Annotated in this window: 20 protein-coding genes, 1 pseudogene and 2 riboswitches; of the genes and pseudogenes, 8 read left to right on the top strand and 13 right to left on the bottom strand. The window is 41.6% G+C overall.

Annotated features, from left to right (window positions below):
• Positions 1–1,101 carry a sulfate permease gene (locus CFK37_RS08355; RefSeq protein WP_089061433.1) on the bottom strand — a complete coding sequence of 367 codons (1,101 nt, stop codon included), beginning with the start codon at positions 1,099–1,101 and terminating at the stop codon, positions 1–3.
• A complete protein-coding gene (locus tag CFK37_RS08350) occupies positions 1,102–1,836 on the bottom strand; it encodes a phosphoadenylyl-sulfate reductase (protein ID WP_089061432.1) in 735 nt (244 codons plus the stop codon).
• Positions 1,837–1,973: 137 nt separating this feature from the next.
• Positions 1,974–2,077: riboswitch (SAM riboswitch) on the bottom strand.
• 309 nt (positions 2,078–2,386) lie between these two features.
• Positions 2,387–2,494: riboswitch (SAM riboswitch) on the top strand.
• Between the two features lie 122 nt (positions 2,495–2,616).
• On the opposite strand from CFK37_RS08350, the gene metE reads away from it, so the two are divergent.
• The 5 genes from metE to CFK37_RS08325 all read left to right on the top strand — a co-directional run bounded on the left by metE (position 2,617) and on the right by CFK37_RS08325 (position 9,483).
• A complete protein-coding gene (metE, locus tag CFK37_RS08345; protein WP_089061431.1) occupies positions 2,617–4,911 on the top strand; it encodes a 5-methyltetrahydropteroyltriglutamate--homocysteine S-methyltransferase in 2,295 nt (764 codons plus the stop codon).
• A gap of 86 nt (positions 4,912–4,997) precedes the next feature.
• Positions 4,998–5,114: a YezD family protein gene (locus tag CFK37_RS08340; RefSeq protein WP_425445375.1), complete on the top strand. Its 117-nt coding sequence runs from the start codon at positions 4,998–5,000 to the stop codon at positions 5,112–5,114.
• Between the two features lie 85 nt (positions 5,115–5,199).
• Positions 5,200–7,050: a bifunctional homocysteine S-methyltransferase/methylenetetrahydrofolate reductase gene (locus CFK37_RS08335; RefSeq protein WP_089061430.1), complete on the top strand. Its 1,851-nt coding sequence runs from the start codon at positions 5,200–5,202 to the stop codon at positions 7,048–7,050.
• Positions 7,051–7,281: 231 nt separating this feature from the next.
• Positions 7,282–8,037: a glycerophosphodiester phosphodiesterase gene (locus CFK37_RS08330; protein WP_089061429.1), complete on the top strand. Its 756-nt coding sequence runs from the start codon at positions 7,282–7,284 to the stop codon at positions 8,035–8,037.
• Positions 8,038–8,403: 366 nt separating this feature from the next.
• Positions 8,404–9,483, top strand: a complete 1,080-nt coding sequence (locus tag CFK37_RS08325; protein WP_089061428.1) for an LCP family protein — start codon at positions 8,404–8,406, stop codon at positions 9,481–9,483.
• 708 nt (positions 9,484–10,191) lie between these two features.
• Here CFK37_RS08325 and CFK37_RS08320 read toward each other — a convergent pair.
• Both CFK37_RS08320 and CFK37_RS08315 read right to left on the bottom strand, forming a co-directional pair.
• The gene (locus CFK37_RS08320) at positions 10,192–11,262 is read right to left on the bottom strand and encodes a glycosyltransferase family 4 protein (RefSeq protein WP_089061427.1); all 1,071 of its coding nucleotides are present in this window, start codon (positions 11,260–11,262) and stop codon (positions 10,192–10,194) included.
• A 24-nt stretch (positions 11,263–11,286) separates the two neighbouring features.
• Positions 11,287–12,390 (bottom strand): glycosyltransferase family 4 protein, encoded by a 1,104-nt coding sequence (locus tag CFK37_RS08315; protein WP_172840472.1) that lies wholly within the window; start codon positions 12,388–12,390, stop codon positions 11,287–11,289.
• Positions 12,391–12,602: 212 nt separating this feature from the next.
• Between CFK37_RS08315 and CFK37_RS08310 the strand changes: the two genes are divergently transcribed.
• From CFK37_RS08310 to CFK37_RS08300, 3 genes are read left to right on the top strand one after another with little or no spacing between them, the layout of a single operon-like run.
• The gene (locus CFK37_RS08310) at positions 12,603–13,826 is read left to right on the top strand and encodes an O-antigen ligase family protein (RefSeq protein ID WP_089061425.1); all 1,224 of its coding nucleotides are present in this window, start codon (positions 12,603–12,605) and stop codon (positions 13,824–13,826) included.
• Positions 13,819–15,303 carry a murein biosynthesis integral membrane protein MurJ gene (murJ, locus tag CFK37_RS08305; protein ID WP_089061424.1) on the top strand — a complete coding sequence of 495 codons (1,485 nt, stop codon included), beginning with the start codon at positions 13,819–13,821 and terminating at the stop codon, positions 15,301–15,303. The genes CFK37_RS08310 and murJ overlap by 8 nt, the downstream gene beginning before the upstream one ends.
• Before the next feature lie 39 nt (positions 15,304–15,342).
• Complete coding sequence (locus CFK37_RS08300) at positions 15,343–16,059, top strand: glycerophosphodiester phosphodiesterase (protein WP_089061423.1); 717 nt, start codon at positions 15,343–15,345, stop codon at positions 16,057–16,059.
• Positions 16,060–16,964: 905 nt separating this feature from the next.
• On the opposite strand, the gene CFK37_RS08295 is transcribed toward CFK37_RS08300, so the two are convergent.
• The 9 genes and pseudogenes from CFK37_RS08295 to CFK37_RS08255 form a co-directional block, all read right to left on the bottom strand.
• Positions 16,965–17,495 (bottom strand): chromate transporter, encoded by a 531-nt coding sequence (locus CFK37_RS08295; RefSeq protein ID WP_089063577.1) that lies wholly within the window; start codon positions 17,493–17,495, stop codon positions 16,965–16,967.
• Positions 17,496–17,497: 2 nt separating this feature from the next.
• Positions 17,498–18,115, bottom strand: coding sequence for a chromate transporter (locus tag CFK37_RS08290; protein ID WP_089061422.1), 618 nt, complete (start codon positions 18,113–18,115; stop codon positions 17,498–17,500).
• A 34-nt stretch (positions 18,116–18,149) separates the two neighbouring features.
• On the bottom strand, positions 18,150–19,763 hold the full coding sequence (locus CFK37_RS08285; protein ID WP_089061421.1) for a gamma-glutamyltransferase family protein: 1,614 nt from the start codon (positions 19,761–19,763) through the stop codon (positions 18,150–18,152).
• Between the two features lie 43 nt (positions 19,764–19,806).
• A pseudogene (locus tag CFK37_RS08280) lies at positions 19,807–21,326 on the bottom strand (tripartite tricarboxylate transporter permease).
• Positions 21,327–21,341: 15 nt separating this feature from the next.
• Positions 21,342–21,821, bottom strand: coding sequence for a tripartite tricarboxylate transporter TctB family protein (locus tag CFK37_RS08275; protein WP_089061420.1), 480 nt, complete (start codon positions 21,819–21,821; stop codon positions 21,342–21,344).
• A 12-nt stretch (positions 21,822–21,833) separates the two neighbouring features.
• A complete protein-coding gene (locus CFK37_RS08270) occupies positions 21,834–22,811 on the bottom strand; it encodes a tripartite tricarboxylate transporter substrate binding protein (RefSeq protein ID WP_089061419.1) in 978 nt (325 codons plus the stop codon).
• Between the two features lie 48 nt (positions 22,812–22,859).
• A complete protein-coding gene (locus CFK37_RS08265; protein WP_089061418.1) occupies positions 22,860–23,831 on the bottom strand; it encodes an ABC transporter ATP-binding protein in 972 nt (323 codons plus the stop codon).
• Positions 23,806–24,651 (bottom strand): ABC transporter ATP-binding protein, encoded by an 846-nt coding sequence (locus CFK37_RS08260; protein WP_089061417.1) that lies wholly within the window; start codon positions 24,649–24,651, stop codon positions 23,806–23,808. The genes CFK37_RS08265 and CFK37_RS08260 overlap by 26 nt, the downstream gene beginning before the upstream one ends.
• An 8-nt stretch (positions 24,652–24,659) precedes the next feature.
• Entirely contained in the window at positions 24,660–26,198 is a 1,539-nt protein-coding gene (locus CFK37_RS08255; protein WP_089061416.1) for a glutathione ABC transporter substrate-binding protein, read from the bottom strand.
• Positions 26,199–26,203 lie beyond the last annotated feature (5 nt).

The raw sequence follows: 26,203 nt of genomic DNA, 5'->3' as shown, positions 1-26,203 counted from the left end.
TTAAGTCCTCCTTATTTTTTTTGGTAATAGCTTACGCTGACTGTTTTTCACAAGACCGGTTTTGGAAATAGATGAAGCTAAACCGGCAATGCCCAAGGTAGCAAAAATTGCACCAGCAATAATACTGACCGTATAAAAGTTTGAACGAACAACTATCTCAACTAGACAATAGGAGACAACCATAGAAAGCAGGGGCGAGATTACCCAAATGCTGACTATCGTACGAATTAAAGGTTGGCGCCACACCTTTGCCCCCTGTTTCGCCGCACCGCTCCCCACAATTGCTGAGGTGGTAACCTGGGTAATTGGAACCGGAACACCCACTATCGAGGCAAATGTTACAAGTAAACCAGAAACACAGGAAACGGTTATCCCCTGCCAGATTGATAGTTTAGCAATACGTTTGCCACCAGTTTCGATGATCTTTCCTCCTAGAAAAATAACGCCAAGGGCCATACAGATCCCACCAGTCACTACACCAGAATGTGCGGAGACAATTCCCGCCCCAACAAGTGGACCAACGGCATTACCAACATTGTTCATCCCAGCTGCAAAGGCCTCTAAGCACCCCGCTGCAATTAAAATGGGAGCAGCAATTTTAGTCAGTTTCGGGCTCAGTGGCTTATTTCTCTTCTTTGTAAGAAAATCACCTCCTTTGCTGAATAGGTAGGTACATAAACAGGCAACAACTGGTACGGCAAACCAAAATGCAATAATGACGGATAAGGTCTGCAAATTAAGCATTTGCAAGGATAGGCCCGCCCCTACGATAGCGCCAACTGTTACCTCGCTCGTTGACAACGGAATCCCCAAAAGGTTCGTTATAAACAGGGTTCCTGCAGCAGCCATTAGGATAATTACAACAACCTGGGTAGTGAGAACTGCAGGTGGAACAAGCGATTTACTAAGTGTTTCAACCACTTCCCCACTGCCTATCACCGCCCCTGCTAAAATACCACCAGCACAAAGCATTAGCGCTGTTGATCTCCGTTTAACTGCTCCGGAACCGTACGGGACACTCATCGCAGCTGCAGAGCCACTCGCCCCAATGTTAAAAGCGAAGAAATAGGCGACTAGAAATGCCATAATCGTCCATGTCATTTAACTAGAACCTTTTCCATGAGCATGGAGACCACACTCTGTTTTATTAAACCCTACCCACCTGCCGGCCCGGGAATCAGTAGAGTCATTCGCCGGAAACGTACATGGGACACAGCCAATACTTGGATAACCCTGATCATGCAATTCATTGTAAGCCAAGTTGTTTAGTCGGATATAAGACCAAACATTATCCCACGTCCAGTGGATCAATGGGCACACCTTGATAGACTTAAAACGCTCATCTTTATTAACAAAGTCAGTATTTTTCCGGTTTAGCGATTGTTCTCGTCGCAAACCAGAGATCCAGGCCGAAGCACCACTCAACGCCTCCTCAAGTGGCTTGATTTTTCGAATGTAACAACATTGATCGGGCTGACGGTTCCAAAGCGCCGAACCGTGTTTAGCCGCCTGTTCATCTAAGGTCAATTTCGGTTTTTTTAAATGAATATTTAGTGCCGGATACCTTTCCTTTACCTTATCAATCAGATCATACGTTTCTTGAAAGTGGATCTCTGTGTCGAGAAAAACAATCTCCGCATCGCTTTTCACCTTGGAAATTAAATCAATTAAGACAATACCTTCCGCACCAAAACTGCAAGCGTAAACGATCGAGTTTCCGTACGATTCATAAGCCCATTCCAAAACGCTAGATGCACCTTTTGTAGCATCTCTTGGACTCCATTTTTTAAAAGGGTCACCAGTGAAGTCACTATAGGTAACCGAATCATTCGTCATACATCATCCCTCCAAAAAATATGGGTTAATCATACAAGTGACGACGGGACTGAACATCATGGATATCCTGCTATATGCATTAAAAAACCCCCTTCTTGTCAGTAAGAAGAGAGTACACTAAATTAGCTGCTTTGCTCTTCTTATCTTCCAGACATTCAGCCTGTAGGAATTGGCACAGTGTTTATCTAAACCTGTTGCCGAGGTTTCAAAGGGCCTTTCCCTCCACCTCTCTTGATAAGAAAAATATTGCGAAAATTTATTGATTGTAATTTTATGCTTTAACATTTTGAAAGTCAACAACTAATTTGAGAAAAATGAAAGAATAGGAAATTTCACCCACTTTTTATCTTACATGTGATCTTGATCATTTTTTTCATGAACAGGATCGTTTTCTCAGCCCCATAGACCGCATCCTCAGACTCATTTTTTTTGCATATAATGAAGGCAAAAATAAGTTGCAAAAAAGGATTGACTTATTGAATTTAGCTTGCTAGACTCTTCCTTATAGCTACAAATTGGAATAATTGGAAATTTTTAAAATTACATAGGACTCTTATCAAGAGAGGCTGAGGGACTGGCCCTGAGACGCCCAGCAACCTGCACAATATGATGCAAGGTGCTAATTCCTGCAAAGTGCAATCACTTTGAAAGATAACAATCGGTTATTTGCAGACCTCTCTTTCACGTTAAAGAGAGGTCTGTTTTTTGCATTCGCCTATACATTGTCATTTGGCAACTATTTAGGATAAAAAATGAATATTGGAAGTGGAGGAATGGTAAATGAGTAAAGCAATCAGTTCAAATTTAGGGTATCCAAGAATTGGAGGAAACAGAGAATGGAAAAGAGCTCTGGAAAGGTTTTGGTCTGGTAAACAAAGTGAGGAAAGTTTCCTTAAAGAGATCGAACAATTGCGTTTAGGCCTGCTGCAAAAGCAAAAGGAACACGGTATTGAGCTGATCCCAGTAGGAGATTTTTCACTTTATGATCATGTGCTGGATACATCGGTCATGTTTGGCATTATCCCTGAACGTTTCAAGAAAGCAAACGGCGAGGTTTCGCTACAGGATTATTTTGCGATTGCCCGGGGAAGTAAGGGCGCTGTCGCATCCTCAATGACGAAGTGGTTCAATACAAACTATCATTACATCGTACCTGAATTGCAAAATGCTACGCCTAAACTAACACATAACCGCCCGCTTACCTACTACCGGGAAGCAAAAGAAAAACTTGGAATCAACGGCAAACCAGTGTTTCTCGGGCCAATTACATTTTTAAAGCTGGCAAAAGGTTATGAAGAAGAGCAGTTTGACAAATTGCTTGATCAATTCCTGCCATTATACGAAACAATCCTGCAGGAGCTTGAACAAGAAGGTGCTGAGTGGGTGCAAATCGATGAACCAATTCTTGCCACCTCCATCCTTCCTGACGATCTACAAAGGTTTGAGCGTGTCTATCAAAGGCTTAACATCGCTGCTCCGAACCTAAACTTATTATTACAAACGTACTTCGAGAGCGTCGGGTATTACGAGGAAATCATCGACCTGCCTGTTCAGGGAATCGGCCTTGATTTTGTACTGGATGAAGGGGAAAATCTCGCTTCACTTAGAAGATTCGGCTTTCCCGACGACAAAGTGCTTGCTGCTGGTGTGATTGACGGACGTAACGTTTGGCGAGCAAATCTTAAAGATAAAACAGCCTTGCTTGCGAAAATAAAAGAGTCTGTACCCGCTGAGCGATTAATCGTCCAGCCTTCCACAAGCCTGTTACATGTGCCTGTCACAGTAAAAAGTGAAACAGCACTGGATCCACTTCTAAAAGACGGGCTGGCTTTTGCGGATGAAAAGCTGCTTGAGGTGCAGGTGCTGACAAAGTGGCTTAACTTGGGAGATAAAGCCGTTGTAAAGGAAATAAATGATAGTGCAGCAAAGATTGATAAACTGAATCAATCATCCAGCCGAAACGTTGCGAGCGTTCAAAATGCTGTTAACAACCTGCAGGAATACCGCGCTGACCGTCAATCCCCTTTTAAGGATAGGCAAAAGTTACAGGAAAAGCGCTTCAATTTGCCTGTGCTTCCGTCAACGTCCATTGGCAGCCTCCCACAAACAAGTGAGGTTCGTAAAGCCCGTCAAAGCTGGCGCAAGGGCGAATGGAACGAAGAACAGTATGAAGGCTATGTGAAGAATCAAATAGTCAAATGGATAGATATTCAAGAACAAATTGGGTTAGATGTTCTGATTCATGGTGAATTTGAACGAAATGATATGGTCGAATACTTTGGCGAAAAGCTTGGTGGCTTTGCGACAACAAAAAATGCATGGGTGCAGTCTTATGGTTCTCGTTGCGTGAAACCGCCTCTTGTATACGGTGATGTCCATTTTCTTGAACCCATGACGGTAAAGGAAAGCGTCTTTGCGCAATCACTCACAAATAAACCCGTCAAAGGCATGCTTACCGGCCCCGTTACCATTTTGAACTGGTCATTTGTTAGTGATCATATTAAAAAGCAGGACGTACTGTATCAAATTGCATTGGCGCTTCGTGAGGAAGTAGAAACACTTGAAGAAAACAATATACAAATGATCCAGGTTGACGAACCGGCATTACGTGAAGGCCTACCGTTAAAACGGTCGAAATGGGACGACTACTTGAGTACAGCGGTATATGCGTTTAAACTTGCAACCGCTTCTGTTCAAGATGAAACACAGATTCACACGCATATGTGCTATTCGGAATTCCAGGATATTATCGATGCCATCAACGATCTTGACGCCGATGTCATCGCAATCGAAGCGGCACTTAGCCATGGTGAACTGATCGCAACGTTTGAAAACAAAGTCTATGACAAAGGGATTGGGCTTGGCGTTTACGACATTCATAGCCCACGAATCCCTGAAAAGACAGAGGTAATCACTACAATTAACCGTGCCCTGCAGGTACTTGACCCCAAATTATTTTGGATTAACCCGGACTGTGGATTGAAGACGAGAACAGAAGAAGAAGCAATTCCCGCGCTGGAGGTAATGGTGAACGCAGCCCGCGAGGTTCGCGAACAGCTTGCCGTAAAAAAATAAATAGGAATAAAGAAAGCTTACAGACATATGATTAGATTCGATGAGGAGGAATCGAATTGACGAAAAAAGATCAACAAGAAAATTCAATTACCTCTAAGATAAACGATATGTTGTCAACCATGGAGTATGGATCAATCACACTGATTGTTCAGGATGGAAAAGTCATCCAACTTGAGAAAAACGAAAAGGTAAGAATTCGCTGACTAGAAAACTAGAGGCGGCTTTAAACATCTCATGTTTAAGGTCGCCTTTTTATTTTTAAAAATAATTGGCAGGTGAGTTTATAAAATGGGACTGTTAGATGATTTGAATGAAAAGATTTTAATCGGTGACGGTGCAATGGGTACCTTGCTTTATGCAAACGGGATCAACAGCTGCTTTGAAGAATTAAACCTGTCACATCCACAGCAAGTTTTAGCCATTCATCAATCCTATCTCGATGCTGGCGCAACTGTTATCCAGACGAATACCTACGGGGCCAATTACCCGAAACTGGCTGGATACGGCTTACAGGATCATGTAAAGGAAATCAATTCGAAAGCCGTACGCCTCGCAAAAGAGGCAGCTCAGGAAAACGCCTATGTTTTAGGAACAATCGGCGGGATCCGGGGTATTAAGAAAGGTGAAGAAACAATTGAGGAACTGAAACGCAGCTTTCGCGAACAATTGTATTGCTTGTTACTGGAAGGCGTGGACGGAATACTATTTGAAACGTATTACGATTTAGAGGAATTGACAACCATGCTCGCGATTGCCCGAAAAGAAACAGATTTGCCGCTTATTGCACAAGTGTCACTGCATGAACCCGGCACACTACAAAACGGGACACCCTTAGCGGATGCCCTAATTCATTTAGAAACAATAGGAGCTGATGTTGTCGGGCTTAATTGCCGGCTTGGCCCATATCACATGATTCGTTCGCTGGAACAAGTCGACATTCCACAAAACGCATTTTTATCCGCATACCCAAACGCTGGGCTGCCGGAGTATGTTGATGGCAAATTAACCTATCAATCGGATCCTAAGTATTTTGAAGAGAGTGCACTTTCCTTCCGAGCTGAAGGGGTACGATTAATTGGCGGGTGCTGCGGGACGACACCAAGACATATTGAAGCAATGGCCAAAAAATTAGCCGGTCTGAAACCGGTAACGAGGAAAACTGTCAAGAAAAGAGAGGCAAGCATCAGTGTGACCGGCTCCAGGAAAGAGAACCAATCCGGGCTTCATGAACTCGCCCGTGACCGACGTTCCATCATTGTTGAACTTGATCCACCAAAGAAGCTTAACATAGAGGAATTTTTCAAAGGAGCAAAAGCGCTGGAACAAGCAGGAATCGACGCATTAACACTTGCGGATAATTCACTTGCTACCCCAAGAGTTTCGAACCTATCAATTGCCTCGATGCTTAAAAATCAGCTAAATCAACGGTCACTCGTACATGTCGCTTGCCGTGACCGCAATTTAATCGGCTTGCAATCGCATTTGATGGGACTGCATGCATTAGGGATTCATGATGTGCTGGCTATAACCGGGGACCCAACAAAAGTCGGCAACTTCCCCGGAGCTACGTCTGTTTACGACTGTAATTCCTTTGATTTAATTCAGCTATGTAAACAGTTTAATGAAGGCATCTCCTATTCAGGTAAGTCGCTCGGTGAGAAAACTAATTTTTCCATTGCCGGTGCCTTCAATCCAAATGTTCATCATCTTGATAAAGCCGTTCGCCGCCTGGAGAAAAAGATCCATGCCGGGGCTGACTATTTCTTAACTCAGCCGATATTTTCCGAGCAACAGATGATTGAAGTCTATCATGCAACCAAACAGTTAAACGTTCCCATATATATAGGAATCATGCCTTTGACAAGTTCGCAAAATGCGGAGTTTCTCCATAATGAAGTACCAGGTATCAAATTATCCCAGACAATACGCGAACGCCTCGCTTTATTTGCCGATAATCGCCCGGAGGCTGTCCGGGAGGGAATCGCCATCGCAAAATCATTGCTTGACGCAGCAATGGACTTATTCAATGGAATTTATTTGATTACCCCGTTTATGCGCTACGACATGACAGTTGAGCTTGTTGAATATATTAACGCTAAAAAGAGTTCCGTACGTTCATTAAATTTGATAGAAAAGTAGCTGACTAAAAAGCCTGTTAAGCTTCTTTCCCGCTTAACAGGCCCTATTCATTTATTCATAGACCTCAACATTACCTCAAACTCGGGCAACAACCTCACCCACCACTAAGAAATCAAAGTTTACACAACATTTACCTCCCCTTAATACTGACTTAATAAGTGCGATTTATACTAAAAATAGAAACATGATATCACGAAAATTCACTTATTAAATAAGAGGAGCGTGAACTGAATGATACTGAATTTTGCACATAGAGGTTCGCTAACGGAGGCACCAGAAAATACGTTGCCCGCAATGGAAAAAGCAATCCAGCATAACGTAGGCGCGATCGAGTTAGATGTTCAACTTACGAAAGACAATCATTTAATTGTAGTTCATGATCAAAATTTTTCACGATATAATAAAAATACTGCTGGGCTTATAAAAGACTACACACTTGAGGAAATTAAAAAAGTTGATGTTGGCTCAGTTTTTTCAAATAGTTATCAAGGAGTCACACTAGCAACGCTTGAAGAAGTCCTTGACATGTTGCCGGAAGATATACTATTAAATATTGAGATAAAAAATTCACCTTTTGTTCATGAAGGAATTGAAAATATCCTGGTCAATTGTTTACTTGACTATAATCGTTTGGGCAACGTTTTGATCTCCTCCTTTGACCACGATTCATTGAAAACCGTGCGTAAATTGGCACCGAATGTAAAGCTGGGATTACTGTTAAATCATAAATTGTTTAAACCATGGGTATACGCTAGAAATCTTGAACTGAATTTAACCAGTATTCACCCTAATGTAAAGCAAACAAATAAAAAGCTGATTAGGGAATCCCATAGTTTGGGTTATAAAGTATATCCATACACTGTCAACAAAGTCAAAACGTATAACCGGTTGGTAAATATCGGAGTCGATGGCGTTTTCTCAAATAATCCCGAGATATTCGCTAAATCCATCAATAACAATCAGGATCGTGTAATTAAAATCAGTTAATCTGCATCAAGTACCTTATCAAAATAATATTTTTCAAGATTTAGCAATTATTAGTACGGTGAGGATTACAATTCTCACCTTTTTTATTTGCGCGTTAACACGCAATGCTTCGCCCATCTCATCATTCCCCATTGTTTTTTTACTTTTCTATTCATCTATATGCTTGCTAATGTAATGGTTTCTTACAGAAATGTAATAAAATATTAATTTACGAATAGGGATATTCATAGTAAAATAAAAGTTAATGTTTCAGAAAAATTTGTTAGAAAATGTTGATTTATTGCTAATAATACTAGAATTATAGATTCATTCATTTATATAGGTTGTTCTAGATTTCAAATGTTAGAAAGGTAAAGGAGAAATTTTATGTCTAAAGAAAAGACAACTGAAAGCAGAATGGGTAAACGGGGAAAGAAGAGAAAATTACGCAAACGCGCTTATTTTATATTGATTCCTATTTTAGTGGTATTTGTTGGTGTACTCACATATGCTGCCTATTTATATACAAAAGCCGATTCCGTTTTCTCGGAGTCCTACAAGGATGACGGTCGGGCTAAATCGGACCTTCGCGAGGAAGCAGTAGATCCGGCTAAAGATAATGTATCTATCTTAATTATCGGTGTCGACCAAAGTGATACCCGTAATAATAAAGGAAATGCGCGCTCAGATACCTTGATGCTTGCTACACTGAACATTGAAGATAAAAGTGTCAAGCTGGTAAGTATTCCGCGTGACTCCTATGTGTATATTCCGGAAGTCGGTTATAAAACAAAAATCAATCATGCCCACGCATACGGTGGTCCAGATGCAACAATCGAAACGGTTGAGAACCTGCTTGAGATACCGGTTGACTATTATGTCAAAGTTAACTTTAACGCGTTTATTGATGTAGTTAATGCCGTTGATGGCATAAAAGCCGATGTTCCTTATGAATTATACGAACAAAATTCCAATGATGTCCAGAAAGCAATTCATCTAATGCCCGGCGAACAGCATCTTAATGGTGAGGAAGCACTGGCACTAGCACGAACCAGACATTATGATAACGACATTCAGCGTGGTAAACGCCAGCAGGAAATTATTAAGTCAGTTATTCATAAAGCAGTTTCACTTGATTCGGTTCTTCAGTATGATGATATTATTGAAGCACTTGGTAAAAATATGACGACAAATATGACATTTGATGAAATGAAAAGCTTTATCGCATATGGAACTGGCAGTGGTAACCTGGATATTGACACCTTGACTCTTGAAGGTGAAAACTATCAGCCTGGTAGCACTTATTTCTGGAAGTTGGATGAAATAGCACTTGAAGAAACGCAAGAGTTATTGAAAAATCATTTAGATATCGATCCAGCAACCGCAAAGCGTTATGAAAATGATCAAGATGGCTCCATGTCAGCAAAATCCGCCGATAGCACGGAGGAAGAAACATCCCCATATTGATTAATAAAAAGAGGCTGGGACAAAAGTGTTTTAGCCAGAGAGAAATCCGAACTATGATTCAATTCTTTGATTAGAATTTGAAGTAGTTCGGATTTTTTCTTGTCTGTTTTTGTAAACTTAAAGCTAAAAAGTATGCGCTGGATTGTTTTCCGCTGCGGACCGTTGCGCACCTTAGGGCACGGCTTCAGCCTCCTTGCCCCGGCAAGGGGTATGCCGACGTTGCCCGCAAAGGGCGGTTTTAGTCGGCCTTCATTATTTAACCACTCTGCGGGGTCTTCAGCTCGCGCTGTTCTAAGCAGGAGTCAACGGTCCGGAGCGTAAGAAATCACGTAATAGTGGACTTGCTATATAGTACTGTTGTCTAATGACATATTAGCGGAGGAAAAACACGGAGACTCCTCGAAAAAGAAAAGCACTTTTTCTTCGTGCGATGCTTATTCGGGGAAGCATTCCTTGTCCTGTGGGAGCAGAAGCCTAGATGAGACCCCAGAGAGCGTAAGCTCGAGGAGGCTCATCAGCTGCCCACGGAAAGCGCAGTGTTTTTCCGCAGCGGTGACAGGGCACCGAACATGATAGTAGTTTATGTCAACTGCTTATTAAGATCCGATTGTTGGAAAGAAACATTCTAAACTTCCTACCCCTTGATCGTTCGTTTTTTGAGTTGGACATTTTAGTTTTGTCCCAGCCTCTTATTTTTTAATTTAAATCCTACGACTTCTGCCGTAAACTCTTCACAAAATTCGTCAATGGTTTATAGTCGTTATTAATCATACCAAGGTTTTCAATTAATACTTCTATTGCAAGCAGGGCTACAGCCAAAATAATGATTGATCCCCACAATGTTGTCATCGAGAACAGAAATGCTGCCAAACTGAACATTGCACTTAGCGAATAAATGAATAACACGGTTTGTCTGTGCGTGAAGCCTGATTTCATTAATCTGTGATGCAAGTGTGAGCTATCCGGGCTGTACATTGGCTGACGGTTAACCTTTCTTCTGACCATCGCAATTAATGTATCGGAAATCGGTACACCAAGAATAAAGATAGGAATGATAAACGAAACAATGGTAATATTTTTAAACCCGAGCAATGCCAATACAGCAATCATATAACCCAGGAATAATGCCCCCGTATCACCCATAAATATCTTTGCAGGATAAAAATTAAATTTTAAAAAGCCTACTGTACTAAAGAATAAAATAAGTGCCATCGTTGTAACGTACACATCACCCATTAAAACAGCCATTCCAGCGATCGTAAATAATGCGATTGAGGATACCCCTGCCGCAAGACCGTCCAAACCGTCAATCAGATTAATGGCATTGGTAATTCCAACAATCCAGAAAATAGTCACGATTGAACTGAGGAATCCGAATTCAATTTGCCCGCCAAATGGCAAATTAATAAATTCAACCTGGAGTCCGCCCCAAAATACAATCAGCAGTGCGACCCCAATTTGTACAGCAAACTTTAATTTTGCCGAAAGAGTGTACAAATCGTCGAAAATTCCAAGAATAATGATCAGGAATGCTCCAGTGACAATAGCGCCGTGAAACTCGCTATACGGCTGCAAAATAAGCAGCCCCACAAGAAAACTTAGAAAGATTGCGATTCCGCCCAGTGTTGGTGTTGGAACGGAATGTGCTTTTCGATAGTTAGGTTTATCTGTTGCGTTTATTTTCAAGGCAAATTTTATAAGTAGTGGTGTTAAAATCAATGATACCGCAAGCGCTAACGAGGCAAGTAACGTAATCTTTATCAATTTTTCGCACCTCATTCTTCATATAAAATGTATAAATGCTTAACCGTTTACATTATCTATATCTAAATATACATTATATATGTTTTCGGCAAAAATCTCCAATGAAAATTTAGTGGATGCATGAATATGCAAATTTTCGCCCATTACTTGTAATTTACCCTCTTTCTTTAAAAATATAGCATCTTTCATTGCATTTGTAATGTTGGAATCCTCCACTAGAAAACCAACTGATGGATCGGCAATTAATTCTTTCACACCGCCGACATCCGTTGATATGACTGGCGTCCGCGCTCTTGCTGATTCGAGTAAAACAAGTGGAAAACTTTCACTGGCAGACGTCAGCATAGTCACATCAGCCAGATTGTAAAAACATTCCACATCCTGGCGATGACCCAAAAAATGGACATACCCAGTAATACCCAGTTGCTCCGCTAATGCCTCGGCCTGCTTGCGCTCGCTTCCATCTCCAACAAGGAGCAGTTTGCAATTGGGATGGTCTGTTACTACCTGACTGAAGGCGATTAATGCCAGATTATGTCGTTTCACTTTTTCAAACCTTGCCACCATTAAAAACAGAAAATCTGCTTCCCCGTAACCAACGTCTGAGCGGACATAGTTCTCCAGCATTTCCTTTTTAAAATCAATTCCATTTAATACGGTGTTTATTTTTTCACGGTGAACCCCCTTCTCCTCCAGAATTTGTTGAAATGGGGTGGAAATTGCAATGACACGATCCGCACATTTTATCGCATTCGTATGTACTCGACATAAAATCTCCCCATATAATCCCTTCCCGCGAAAGTCATAAAAGGGATCACTATGAACGGTAACAATCCATTGAAAAGAAACAATTTTTTTCAGAAACTTAGCGTAAACATTAGCCCTCGGTCCATGGGTATGAACAATTTGAATCCGTTCTTTTTTAATATAGGAAACAATATTTTTTAATAATGGTATGCTCAACTTTTTGGGACTATGAAAGTGAACTGTTTCAATACCAAGGTTTCGTGCTCGATGCAGCATCTCCCCCTCTTCCAATACGCCAAGCACAAACTCTTTACGGTTAAGTTTGTTTAGCAGACTTAAGATATGGTGCATACCGCCTCCGGTTTCATTTCCGGCATTTAAATGTAGTACTTTCATAGGGATCATTCACTCGCTTTTCTTTGTACTTTAAAGAAAGTATTGAAATTTTTATTGGCATAAAGTATAAAAAAATCTAAAGGCTTTCTCTATTAATTCTTGGCGAAAAGCCAAGATTTTCTAATTTAATGTCCCTAGTTAATATAACCACTCTGCGTGCTAATTATAATCCGGGTTGGATTTGTACATAATGAGGATTGGAGGTGTTCAGGATGTCCCGCTTCACAAAATATGCTCTTATTTTTCTTCTCATCTATTTTCCCGTTCGGCCCTGCTTGGTAGAAATACTTCCAATCACAAGATTTATCGGTGACATAGTGGTACTTGTGCTTTTCGCCAAAACACTGGTTCAGCAAACGGCATCGATTTTTGCAAATTACCGATTCACGCTCTACTTTTTCTTATTTATAATAGTGGGTGCTGTTTCCGCGCTATTAACCGGAGTAATACCTGTGGCAATACTGATGCAGATTCGAGCTTTTTTAATCCCATTTTTGCTTCTGTATGTTGTCGGGGAAGCAGCCATATCCAAGAAAGACATCCAACATGCGTTGTGGACGTCCTTTATCATGGGCTGTGTGCTTTCTATTCATGGCCTAATCGAAAAGCTTTCACATCGCACCATCCTTATTCCGGAAACATGGCAACACTGGGAGCTCGCCGCTGTTAACAGTGAGCGAATTTATGGACTGGTTGCGAATCCGAACGTCCTTGCCGTCTATTTAATGATTGTATTTTTCCTGACATTCTACTTGAAGAAAATAGCCGCTTCCTATTCCATCCTGCTGAACATCGGACTTGTGCTTTTTGCGGGAACGATTCTCTTAACTTATTCGCGGGGTACATTGATTGCATTTGGTGTCGCATTACTTGTGCTTTGTTTAATGAAAAAGAACTGGAGTTACCTGATTAAGACGGCTCTGTTTTTCTCTATCAGCATTGCACTTGTTTATTGGCCAGTTGATTCCTTTACAGAAAAAATAGGCATGAACAATTCCGAGCGGTTTGTCGATATGTTTTCGGAAAAACGTATTCAGCAGAGTGCCAGTGGCGGGCGTGTATTTGTCGTCAAAAAGGGAGTGGAAATTTTCATCGACCATCCCGTTGCCGGTACAGGATTTGGTACATATGGCAGTGCCGCCACCGTGTCATTTACGTCGCCCATTTACGAACGTTACGGGATCCCTGCAAGTATGTATGCCGATAATCAGTACATGCAAATTCTTGTGGAAACTGGTGTGATTGGAACTGTTCTCATGTTCCTGTTTATTTACCAACTTGCCAGGAAAACGGTGCACTCCTACGTATTCTTTATTCTGCTTGTTGGTTTAATTGGGAGTGCATTTTATTCCATGCTGGAGGACAAGACATTTACACTTTACTTCTATCTGGCGATTGGATTGGCACTAAATCAAAGGCAGATTATCGATGAATAAGATGATAAAAGCATTCGGCATCTTAACCGTCCTGTCCATCGTTGGAAAAATACTTGGCTTCCTGCGCGAGGCATTAATCGCCGCTTATTTCGGAACAACTGGAACTGCGGACGCCTACTTTGTTGCATCCATCATTCCAATTGTATTATTCACGGCAATCGGCACGTCCATTCAAGCCGGGATTATTCCTATTTATATGAAGGATAAAAGCAGATCACTGCAGGCTGCAAATGAAAAACTGCATGCACTTGGATCCTTTTTTATCTGGGTTGGCCTCGGATTAAGTGTCCTGACCTTTTTATTCGCTGAACCAATCATTCGGATTATGGCTCCGGGATTTACACTCGATCAGACCAATCAAGCTATCCTGTTAACCCGGATTTTAGCACCAAGCTTATTACTCTTAACCTTGACTGGAATCTCAACTGGACTCATGCATGCGAATAAACAATTTGTCATTCCATCGTTATCGCCAGTCGTTCAAAACAGTATCATTATCCTTGCAATAATCTTTTTAACAAAAGTCTATGGAATTGTCGGAGTGGCGATTGGAGTGGTCTTAGGCACTTTCATTCAAACGTTTGTCCAATACCCAGCCCTGCGCAAAATTGGCTTCAAGTTTGCGTTTCAGATAAATAGAAAGCTAATCAAAACTACATTATCATTGTTTATTCCCGTTATATTAGCAGCAATTGTGATGCAGTTAAACGATGTGGTAGATCGGATCGTAACATCGTTTTTGGAAACGGGAAGTGTTGCGGCCATAAACTATGCAAATCGTTTATTATGGTTGCCGCTTAGTATCATGCTAATGCCAGTCGTAACAATCTTTTACCCGACACTTGTGGAAAAGGCAACCGATAATATGGAAACGTTTCTTAAGATGCTGCGTAAAGGTGTTCTAATCATCTTCATTTTCGCTATTCCATTTGAATGTGTGATGCTGACAGAAGGGAAAAACTTAGTTGAGATGGCATATGGGCGCGGCGTATTTGATATTCGTTCCCTGCAATTAACGGTTCAGGCATTTCTATTCTTTTCGATAGCCCTGCCCTTCTTTGCATTGCGCGACTTTTTTTTAAATGCTTTGTATGCAGTTCATCAATTCAAGGTTGCCTTTTATTCCTGCTTAATTGGGCTTTGTGTCAATACAATCCTCAGTATTTATCTGTCATCCTTCATGGATATTGCCGGGGTGGCCCTGGCGACCAGCATTTCCATGGTAGTAACGGTCATGTTTATGCTGCTTAAAGTTCGTTCCATTTATGCCTTTTCAATTAAACATGGACTGATTTTATTCGGAAAGCTGCTGACCATTTTCATTGTGATTATGGGCGTCACCCAGCTGCTCGATCCATTTCTGCGGCATAACAATCCATGGATTGAGGTCATTTACACAACTGTGATTGTATTCGTTTTATATGGCACACTGCTTTATCTATGGAAAATCCCAGTGTGGAAAAAGATTAAATCGTGATATGATTTATGGAATAGAAATTGTTTAGGGGTGATAAAAATGGTTTTAAATTATGCACATCGCGGGTCATTAACTGAGGCACCAGAAAATACGTTACCGGCCTTCCAAAAAGCATTTAATCATGGAGCAAAAGGGATAGAGCTTGATGTTCAGCTAACAAAAGATGACCATCTCGTTGTCTGCCATAATCATACGTTTTCCAAATACAATAAAGAAGTTAACGGCCGGATCCGGGATTTTACACTAGAGAAAATCAGGCAGATTGATGTCGGGTCAAATTTCTCAGAAGCATTCAAAGGCGTGACTTTGCCAACGTTAGAAGAAGTCCTGGAAATATGCCCCGCCGACGTTAAAGTAAATGTGGAAATCAAGAATATACCGGTAATTTATCCAGGAATTGAAGAACGACTGCTGGAATGTTTGCAAAGGTATAACCGACTGGATAATCTATTGATTTCATCATTTGACCATGTTGCCCTCGAGAAAGTGCAGCAGCTAGCACCGAGCGTTGAGCTTGGCATGTTATTTTATTATCGAATTCTTCGTGCCTGGGAGTATGCAAAGAATAGCGGATTAAACATTACCAGCATCCATCCGAATAATGTTTATACAGATCAGGAGTTTGTTGAAAGCTGTAAGGAACATGGATTTCAGGTTTATCCATATACAGTAAATACGGTTGAACGTTATGAAGAGTTAGTCGATTTTGGTGTCAATGGAGTATTTTCCAACAGCCCCGAGGTATTTGGAAAATAAACGATTTAGCTGGCGAGCAACTGGTTTCGCATAGTTAGTTGATAACAAATAACACCACAGTTAATATAAACTGCAACGTACTAGCGACGTGATTTCCGCTGCGGGCAGTCGCTTTCCGCGGGCGGCTGGTGAGCCTCCTCGTGCTGTCGCACTCCGGGGTCTCACCTATGCCTATTAATCCCGCAGGAGTCGACTACCCGCAGCTCCAATCACTGAGAGTGTGAGATGAATGTATTGAAATATAGGTAAGCTCAACCCTAGTGAGGGAAATACACTAAGCCACCATTGTATTTGGCACAGTACTATATAGCTCACCCACTATTACGAATGGTGTCTTACGCTCCGGACCGTTGACTCCTGCGGGAACAGCACGAGTCTTAAGACCCCGCAGAGCGGGTAAAGATGAGGGCCGACTAAAACCGCCCTTTGCGGGCAACGTCGGCATACCCCTCGCCGGGAAGGCACTGAAAAAGGGGTGGATTTTATAATTTAGCTTTTCACCTTAACTTAGCATCTTGAATATACGGAGACTCCTGCGGGAAGTGAGAGATCGGCGAGACCCCGGAGGACGACAGTTAATGAGGCCCGACTAAAACCACCCTTTGCGGGCAACGTCGGCTACCCCTTGCCGGGGCAAGGAGGCTCGTCACTCGCCCGCGGAAAGCGCAGTATATTCAAGATGCGATGATGGATCCACATATTTTGTACTACATTTACCTTTTTCAGTGGCCTCAGCGTAAGCCCGAGGAGGCTTAAGCCGTGCCCGCGGAAAGCAACGGTCCGCAGTGGAAAACAGCCCGGCACATACGTCGCAGTTTATGGATTTTGTATCAAAACAACAATCTTTTAGAAAACAGCCCAACAAAAAAAGCGAGATTGAACATTCTCAATCTCGCTTCATCTAACTATCCCAAAAATAATCCACCATACACAAGTGCAGCTGCAATAACAAAGGCTGGATGGACCTTCATCCGCTCGATTAATAAATAACTGCTAACGGTAATCAATGCCGTTTGCCATAATCCGACACCGTCATATGATTCCTGGAAAAACCGCCACGCCATGACACCAAGTAAGATTGCAATAACGGGGCGTACATATTGTGTCAGTCGTTTTACTTTGCTTGAGTCCTTGTATTTATACAAAACACCCAACAGCAAAATCATAATAATTAATGACGGTGCCACAGCCGCGAAGACGCCAACAAATGCACCTAAAACGCCACCCTCATCATAACCAATAAAACCGGCCATTTTAGTCGCAATTGGACCAGGCAATGAGTTTGCCAATGCCAGCATTTCACTGAAATCCTGGACACTCATCCATTCATAACGTCGTACCACTTCATTTTCGACAAGAGGAATGGAGGCTGGCCCACCACCATAGCCAAGAATACCTGGTATGAAGAAGGCCAAAAATATATGCCAATACTTCATTATCATGATGACTGCCCCCCTTGACTCCGATCGCGTTGTTCGGCTTTTTCTTCTAGTTTATCTTCGGTTTTCTCTTCCTTCTTACTCTTATCCTTCATAACCAATGCGATGATAAGCAGAACTCCGATCACAATTCCTGGATGCACATTTAAAAAGTACAATAACGCAAAAATCACGACAGACATGATACCTGTTTGCAGCCAGCCCATGCCCTTACCTGCCTTATTTAGGAACTGCCACGTCAGCACTGCCAGCATCATACCAACGACTGGAATTACTGCGGCTGTCATCCCTTGAACCCATGGTAAATCATCAATCGATGACAAGGATGTCAAAAGAATGATCATCAAAGCAATGGTCGGGATGATTGTTGCGAGGACTGCGTTGATCATTCCCCAGAACCCGGAAACATTGTGTCCGATATAACCAGCAAGTTTCGTTGCAATTGGTCCAGGCAATGTATTCGCCAGTGCTAATAAATCACCAAAGTCCTCATCATCCATCCATTTATATTTTTCTACTACTTCTTTATGGATTAAGGGGATGGATCCCGGACCGCCCCCATATCCAAGCATGCCTATTCGAAAGAAGGCAATAAATAAATCCCAATGTGTTCTCATAGATAGCATTCCTTCTGTTCATTATTAATTCTTCTTACCATGCCGCTACAGTACCATCCGTTCGTGACTCTGTACCACCTGCCAGGACACCTGTTTCCGGGTCACGCCAGATAATCTGACCGCGTCCAAAACTATTTGGTTCCAGTGCAATTCGTATATCATGCCCTTTTTCCGCTAAGGCATGAGCAAGATGATGCGGAAAACGGTGCTCCACCTCAATGGTTTTGCTTTTTAGCCATTGCCAGCGCGGTGCATCAAGAGCAGCCTGTGGGTTAAGACCAAAGTCAATGGTGTTCATAACCACTTGCACATGACCCTGCGGCTGCATAAAGCCACCCATTACACCAAATGGACCGACTGGTTGCTCATCCTTTGTTATAAAACCAGGGATGATCGTGTGGTATGTTTTCTTTCCACCTTTTAGCGCATTTACATGGTCTTTATCCATAGAAAAATTATGGCCCCGATTCTGCAAGGCGATTCCTGTGCCCGGAACAACTAATCCGGAACCGAATCCCATGTAATTACTTTGGATAAAAGATACCATATTCCCTTCATTATCGGCTGTCGCCAGATAAACAGTTCCACTAAGAGAAGGCTCCCCAGCTTCTGGTAAAAGCGCCTCGTCACCAATCAGTTTTCTGCGCAATTCCCCGTATTCATCAGCTAATATTTCATCTGTTGTGTATTTCATATGGCCCTCTTCTGTTACATGCTTCTGACCATCCGCGAACGCTAGTTTAATAGCCTCGAACTGTTTATGGTACGTATCAACTGTTTCCTTTTCTGGAAAATCGAATCCTTTTAAAATATTTAGTGCCTGAAGCGCTACAATTCCTTGACCATTCGGCGGGATTTCCCACACATCATAGCCGCGGTAGTTTTCATGAATTGGCTTTACCCATTCCGCTTTATATGCTGCCAGATCATCTGCAGTTAAATAACCGCCACTGTTCTTTGAGAAACCGGCAATCTTTTCCGCCAATTCCCCGCGGTAAAACGACTCCGCATTCGTTTCAGCAATGGAGCGCAATGTCTCAGCATGATCAAGCGATGACCATATTTCACCTACCTGGGGTGCACGGCCTTTTGGTGCAAATGTATCGAACCAATTTTCAAATACATCCTCTGTCAGTTCCGTTTTAAATGTTTCATAAGCCTTCTTCCAGTACCTGCTTAATGTCGGTGACACCGGAAAGCCTTCTTCAGCGTACTTAATTGCCGGTGCTAAAACTTCCGTTAATGGAAGTTTCCCAAACCTTTCCGATAGCTCAGCCCAAGCCCCAGGTGCCCCCGGAACTGTTACCGGTGTCCAGCCATATTTAGGTATTTCCTCGTGACCGGATTCTTTCACAGCATTTATTGAAATAGTTTCAGGTGCACGACCGCTTGCGTTCAGTCCGTGCAGTTCATCTTTTACCCAAACTAAGGCAAAGGCATCTCCCCCAATTCCATTGGAAGTTGGCTCCACTACGGTCAGGCATGCCGCTGTAGCAATTGCCGCATCGATCGCATTCCCGCCCTTTCGTAAAATATCCAGCCCCGCCTGTGCAGCTAGCGGCTGTGATGTTGCTACCATGCCATTATTCGCATATGTCGCATTGCGTGTAGTTGGATAGGGATGGGATTGTTGATTAAATGAATACATATGATATACACTCCTCGCAGTAATAAATTCAGTTGTATTAATTTTATACTATTTTTCTATTAGTAGGTGGTTGTTCGTCTTCTACTTGCTGATTGCTTTTATAATTATTATAAATCCCATACGCCATGGATAATACAGCTAATACGATTAATGTTGCTGATATTGGTCTTGTAAAAAATACCATTAAATTTGGTTCCAGGGATATGGATTGCCGTAAATTTGATTCGATCATTGGCCCTAGAATTATGCCTAATATAAATGGCGGTAAAGGAAACTTGTTAACTACCATCCAATACCCGATAAGACCAAATATCAGCAGGACCCATACATCAAAAATGCGATTATTCACAGCAAAGCTGCCTAGGGCACATAATACTAGAATAACAGGAACCAAGTAGTGAAATGGAATCTGGTTTATTTTTAAGAATACTTTAATCCCAAAGCTTTGAACAATCAACATTAAAAAGGCAGCTAAGAAGAACGCAATGAAAACACCGTATACCAGAATTGGCTGAGTTTCCACGAGTAAAGGCCCGGGCTGAATTCCATGGATTAGCAAGGCGCCTAACATCATTGCGGTAACAGCGTCACCGGGGATTCCAAATGCCAGCATTGGCACGAACGCCCCGCCGACAGAGGAATTGTTTGCAGACTCAGCGGCTACAATCCCATCTTTCGTACCTTTTCCAAATTTTGAAGGATTCTTAGAAAACTTTTTCGCAATATCATAGCTTAATATATTGGCGATACTCCCCCAGCAGCTGGAAGGATACCGACAAATGTACCAACTAAACTTGATCTTAGTGTATTCCCCTTTGATTTCCACATATCTTTAACAACCTTGGAAACTGGATAGGAGACACCTGTATTCTTATCAATGTTATAGGACTTCGGCGGGTTTTTAATGTCCTTTAATAATTGGGAAAAGGCAAAAAGTCCAATTAAAACTGGAAGAAAATTAAATCCTGCCAATAGTTCAGTAAATCCAAACGTAAATCTTGGTGTTCCCATTAAAGGATCGGATCCAACTAGTGAAAACAATATACCTAGCACTCCTGCAATAAGCCCTTTTATTAAGGATCCTTCACTTAAGCTTGCTATCGCACTAATCCCAAATAACATTAGCGCAAACATTTCCCATGGGCCAAATGCAAGTGCCCATTCAGCTAAAATTGGTGCGGTAAAAATCAAGATAATCCCTGATATGATAGAACCAAAAAACGATGACCATAACCCGATAGCCAATGCCTTTCCGGGTTCCCCATTTTTAACCATTGGGTACCCATCAAAGGTAGTTGCCATGGCCGATGGTGTTCCAGGTATACCAAGCAAACATGCAGTAATTAACCCGCCTGAACTACCCCCAACTGTAACACCCATCATAAGAGCAATACCATTTATTGGATCCATACTGAAACTAAACGGCAATGTGAGGGCTACCCCCATTGTAATGGTAAACCCTGGTATGCTCCCCACAACTATTCCCGCAACAACGCCAATTAAGAGAATCAAGATTGTTTGAAAGTTAAATACGGTCTCGAAACTTAAAAGTATATTCTCCATTAAAGTTAATCCCCTTTAAAACAATACACCGGAAGGAAGAAATACCGACAGTGCATTATTGAAGATAAAATATAAAATAAACGTAAATGCAACCATTCCTATTAAAACAACCCAAAGCTTTTGTTTGTTACTGGATAATAGTAAATATAACGCTGCTAAAAACAATATCGTCGAGACAAAATATCCAATAAAGCTGAAAAGAAATACATAAACCCCAAAGATAGCAAAAGTGAAAATGACCTTTTTATTTTCCTGGAGCAATTCCTTGAATGAAACATCAAATTTAGAATTTTTCTCCCGAGCCATTCTGTAAATACTATTCACTAACAGACAAATACCTAAGAAGGCCAGTACTGCTATTACTATATTTGGAAAAAAGCTGGCTTCCGTTTTACCAAGATTACGTACCGATATTAACGAGGATCCATAGTAAGCAAAAACACATAGGGCCAATATTACCAGTGCATTAATGATGTCACGCTTTGCTTTTATCATTTTGAATCCCTCCTATTCCGCTAGCAGACCACTTTTCTCTAGAGACTTTTCCATACTATCCTTACTGTTCTTTAGAAACTCCACATACTCTTTAGTTCCTTTGTAGTTAACATCTGTCCCTAACTCTTCCATTTTCTTTTTAAAAGAGTCGCTTTTTGCTACCTTTTCAAGAGCGTCACTTAATTTCTTCACAATTTCATCTGGTGTGTCTTTCGGAACAACAATACCTCTGTTTGTTGCAGACACCACATCAATTCCTTGTTCTTTAAGCGTCGGAACGTCTGGAAGTGCCGGACTTCTTTCTTCGCCGGTGTAGCCTAGTAACTTCATGCGATCATCCGCCAGATAGTCTTTTCCAGCAACAACGGATACGCTGCCTAAATCCACATCATTCGCAACAACTGCTTTCATTCTTTTTGCAGTTCCGTCGTACCCAACGATATTAAACTTTACATCTTCAGCTGCCTGAATTAATGCTGGTTCCAATTGTGATGTAGAGCCTATCGATGCAGCGTATGAGATACTTCCAGGGTTTTCTTTTGAAGCTTCTATAACTTCTTTCATTGAATCCCAAGGGTTTTCCGGATTTGTCGCAATAGCATCATAAGTCGATGTCATTAGGGAAACTGGTTCGAAATCAAAATAGCCAAAATCGGATTGACCAGTAAGTTTCGACATCGCAACAGAATCGTGTATCGAAAGTAGCGTATATCCGTCATTTTTTGCATTTAATACCTGTTGCGCCCCGATTACACCGCTTCCACCTGCTACATTCTTAACAACAACATCGGTATCAAGTATTCCCTCGAGTTCTTTTGCAATTAAACGATTTATCGCGTCAGTATCACCACCCGCATCCCACGGTACTACCAGCTGAATTGTTTTATTCGGATAATTTTCTGCACCTTTTCCATTAGATTTTGAGCTGCATGCAGATAAAACAACTATTGCTGTAATAGCTACGAAAGATATCATGAAGATTCTCTTCACCTTAACTCCTCCTTGAAATAAGTAATATTCTTTTCTTATGTGTAGATATCAAACCTCATGGCAAGCCACAAAATGCCCTTCCTCTACTTCACGCCATTCAGGGACTTCCACCTTGCAATGTTCTTGAGCTATCGGGCAACGAGTATGGAATGGACAGCCCGTTGGATAATTCGATGCACTCGGTAAATCACCCTCTAACCGAATACGTTCTTTTTTCCTGCCCGGAACAGGTCGCGGAATAGCTGATAATAACGCTCTTGTATAGGGATGCAAAGGGTTTTTAAATATTTGATCGGATGAACCTAGCTCAACCATTTTCCCAAGGTACATGACTAGTACGCGATCACACATGTGTCTGACAACACCTAAATCATGGGAGATAAACATATAGGTTAGTTGGTATTTAGCCTGCAAATTAATTAGAAGTCTAATAATTTGAGCTTGTACAGACACATCAAGAGCGGAAACCGCTTCATCACAGACAATTAACGATGGATTGAGAGCAATAGCCCGAGCAATTCCTATTCGTTGACGCTGCCCGCCACTGAATTCGTGAGGGTATCTTTCATAATGCTCTTCCTTTAGTCCTACCTCCACTAAAAGTTCACGAACGCGTTTTTCCCTGTCTTTCTTTGATAACTCCGAATGGATCACAAATACCTCTTCCAGAGCATTTCCAATTCGCTGCCTGGGATTTAAAGATGCAAACGGGTCCTGAAATATCATTTGCATATCCTTTTTAAATCCTTTAAGTTTCCGACTTGACAGGCCTTCTATGTTCTCCCCGCGAAACTGAATGGAACCTTCAGTCAGCTTTTCTAAACCTAGAATCGTTCTGCCAAATGTTGATTTACCACAGCCAGATTCCCCTACTATTCCAAGCGTCTCTCCCTCGTAAACTTTCAGGCTGACATCCTGTACAGCCTTTACATTGGCTGTTGTCCGTTGCAGTATCCCGCTTTTAATCGGAAAATACTTTTTCAGTTGCTCCACTTCAAGAAGTGGCTGTTGTTCTATCATGCTGTTTCACCTCCTGAAGCCAATAATTCGTATCATCATCCACGTTTGGCACTGCTGCCAACAGCTTCTTGGTATATTCATGTTTTGGGTTATTAAAAATACTAGATACATCTCCCGTTTCAACAACTTCACCAGCAAACATGACCATAACCCGATCAGCTATCTCCGCTACAACACCCATGTCATGTGTAACAAACACAACACCCATATCCATTTGTTCCTTTAAATCTTCTATTAAATCCAAAATCTGAGCCTGAATGGTCACATCTAATGCGGTTGTCGGTTCATCAGCTATTAACAGTGAAGGTTCACAGGCTAATGCCATTGCAATCATCACCCTTTGTCTCATTCCTCCACTGAGCTCATGCGGATACTGTTTCAATTTCTCCTTTGGGTTTGGTATTCCCACTTTCTTTAATAGATCAATTCCAACCAGTGTAGCTTCTTTCTTAGACATATTTCGATGGATCATTAATGGTTCCCGGAGTTGAAACCCTATATTAAAAACTGGATTTAACGCAGTCATTGGCTCCTGGAAAATCATTGAAACTTCATTACCCCTGATATTTTGCAGCTGCTCCTCGGATATACCAACTAACTCCCTATCCTTTAACCGGATGGAACCAGTGACCTCTCCATTGCTTGGTAAAAGACCCATGATCGATAAAGATGTAGCACTTTTCCCGCACCCGGATTCACCCACGATGCATAATGTCTCCCCTTTATTGACCGAGAAAGAGATATCACGAACAGCTGGCATTTTACCGCCTGCTGTTCGATATTGGGTTACAAGATTTTCAACCTGAAGTAAATGTTCCATTGCTAACCCTACTTTCTACTAACGTTATAAAGTGACCATTTTCCTGTTGGATCAACAACCAGGCCATTAACAGACTTATCATAAGCAGCAGTTACTGATCCATGTTCCATAACGATCCATGGTGCATCTTTTATTGCCATACTATTTGCCTCATTTAATTTTTCCTTACGAGCGTCCTGGTCAACCGTTGAACGAGACGCTTCTACTAATTTATCAAACGCGTCATTACTATATCTGCTAAAGTTTGATGAGCCAATATTATCTGAATGCAGGTTTGGATATAATAATTCACTTCCATCTGCTGTACTATTTGCCCAACCAAGGAAGGTCATTTGATAGTCACCTTTTCTAGCCGTTTCTAGGAAGGTTGCCCACTCCATCGTCTCAATTTCAACATTCAGACCAATTTCTGTTAGCTGTGACTGTACAATTTCTGCCATCTTCATATAATTATCACGATTTGCTACTAACAGCGTTATATTTTCTCCACCGTATCCATTTTCCTCAATCATTTTTTTAGCTTTTTCCTGATCATACGGATAGCCTTCATCTTTTGCTGCTTCATTATAGCCGAACACCTTTGGACCAATGATGCTCTCATTATAGGTTCCTAATCCATTTAATTGTTTTACATATGCCTTTTGATTAACCCCATAGGCAACCGCCTGCCTAAATTTCAATTCATTAAATGGTGCTTTTTCCATATTAAATCCTAAATAGGAAACACGAGTTCCGGGAGTCTTTTGTACTTCTACCCCTTTAATGGATTCAATTCTTGGAAGCTGATCAGAAGGTAATGCATCGATAAACTGAACCTCTCCAGTTTCAAGCATGGAAATAGCTGTCGAGGTTTCAGGAACCACTTTGTAGGTTACCTTTTCCAATTTCGCAGGATCTCTCCAGTAGTCTTCATTTCGTTTTAATGTGATGTGATCTCCTTCTACCCATTCTTCAAAAACAAAAGGGCCAGTACCAACGGGGTTCTTATTGATGTCTCCTTCTTTATCCGCAGTAGGACTAACAATGGCTGCATTCGTATGACTTAAAGCTGCCAGCATTGGTCCGTATGGTTCTTTTGTTTTAAGTACGACCGTATATTCATCCTTTACCTCGATTGATTCAATTGGTGCAAGTAAGGATGCTCTTGGTGCAGCTCTTTCGGGGTCCTTAATTTGCTCGAATGTATACTTTACAGCCTTAGCATTAAATGGTGTTCCATCATGGAAAGTGATACCTTCGCGCAATTTTATTACCCATGTATTATCATCAGGAGTTTCATATGATTCCGCCAATAATGGTTCAATTTCCATTGTTTCCGGGTTTTGCGTAAATAAAGTTTCATAGATCTGGTACGTAACATTAGAAGAAACTGAGTCATTCGTATCAATGGGTGACAATCCAGCTGCATCTGTAGTGGTTGCATAGGTTAATTCTGCCGGTGCATCACTGCTGCCCTTTTCCCCACTGCTCTTATCACTGCAACCAGCAATGGCAAATACTGCAATTAATAAAAATGTCATTAGCAGAAAATATCTATTGTTTTTCATCAATA

This window comes from Virgibacillus phasianinus (genome assembly GCF_002216775.1).
GTDB lineage: Bacteria > Bacillota > Bacilli > Bacillales > Amphibacillaceae > Virgibacillus_F > Virgibacillus_F phasianinus.
The sequence above is the reverse complement of the archived record's forward strand: the minus strand, read 5'-3'. Positions and strand labels throughout refer to the sequence as shown.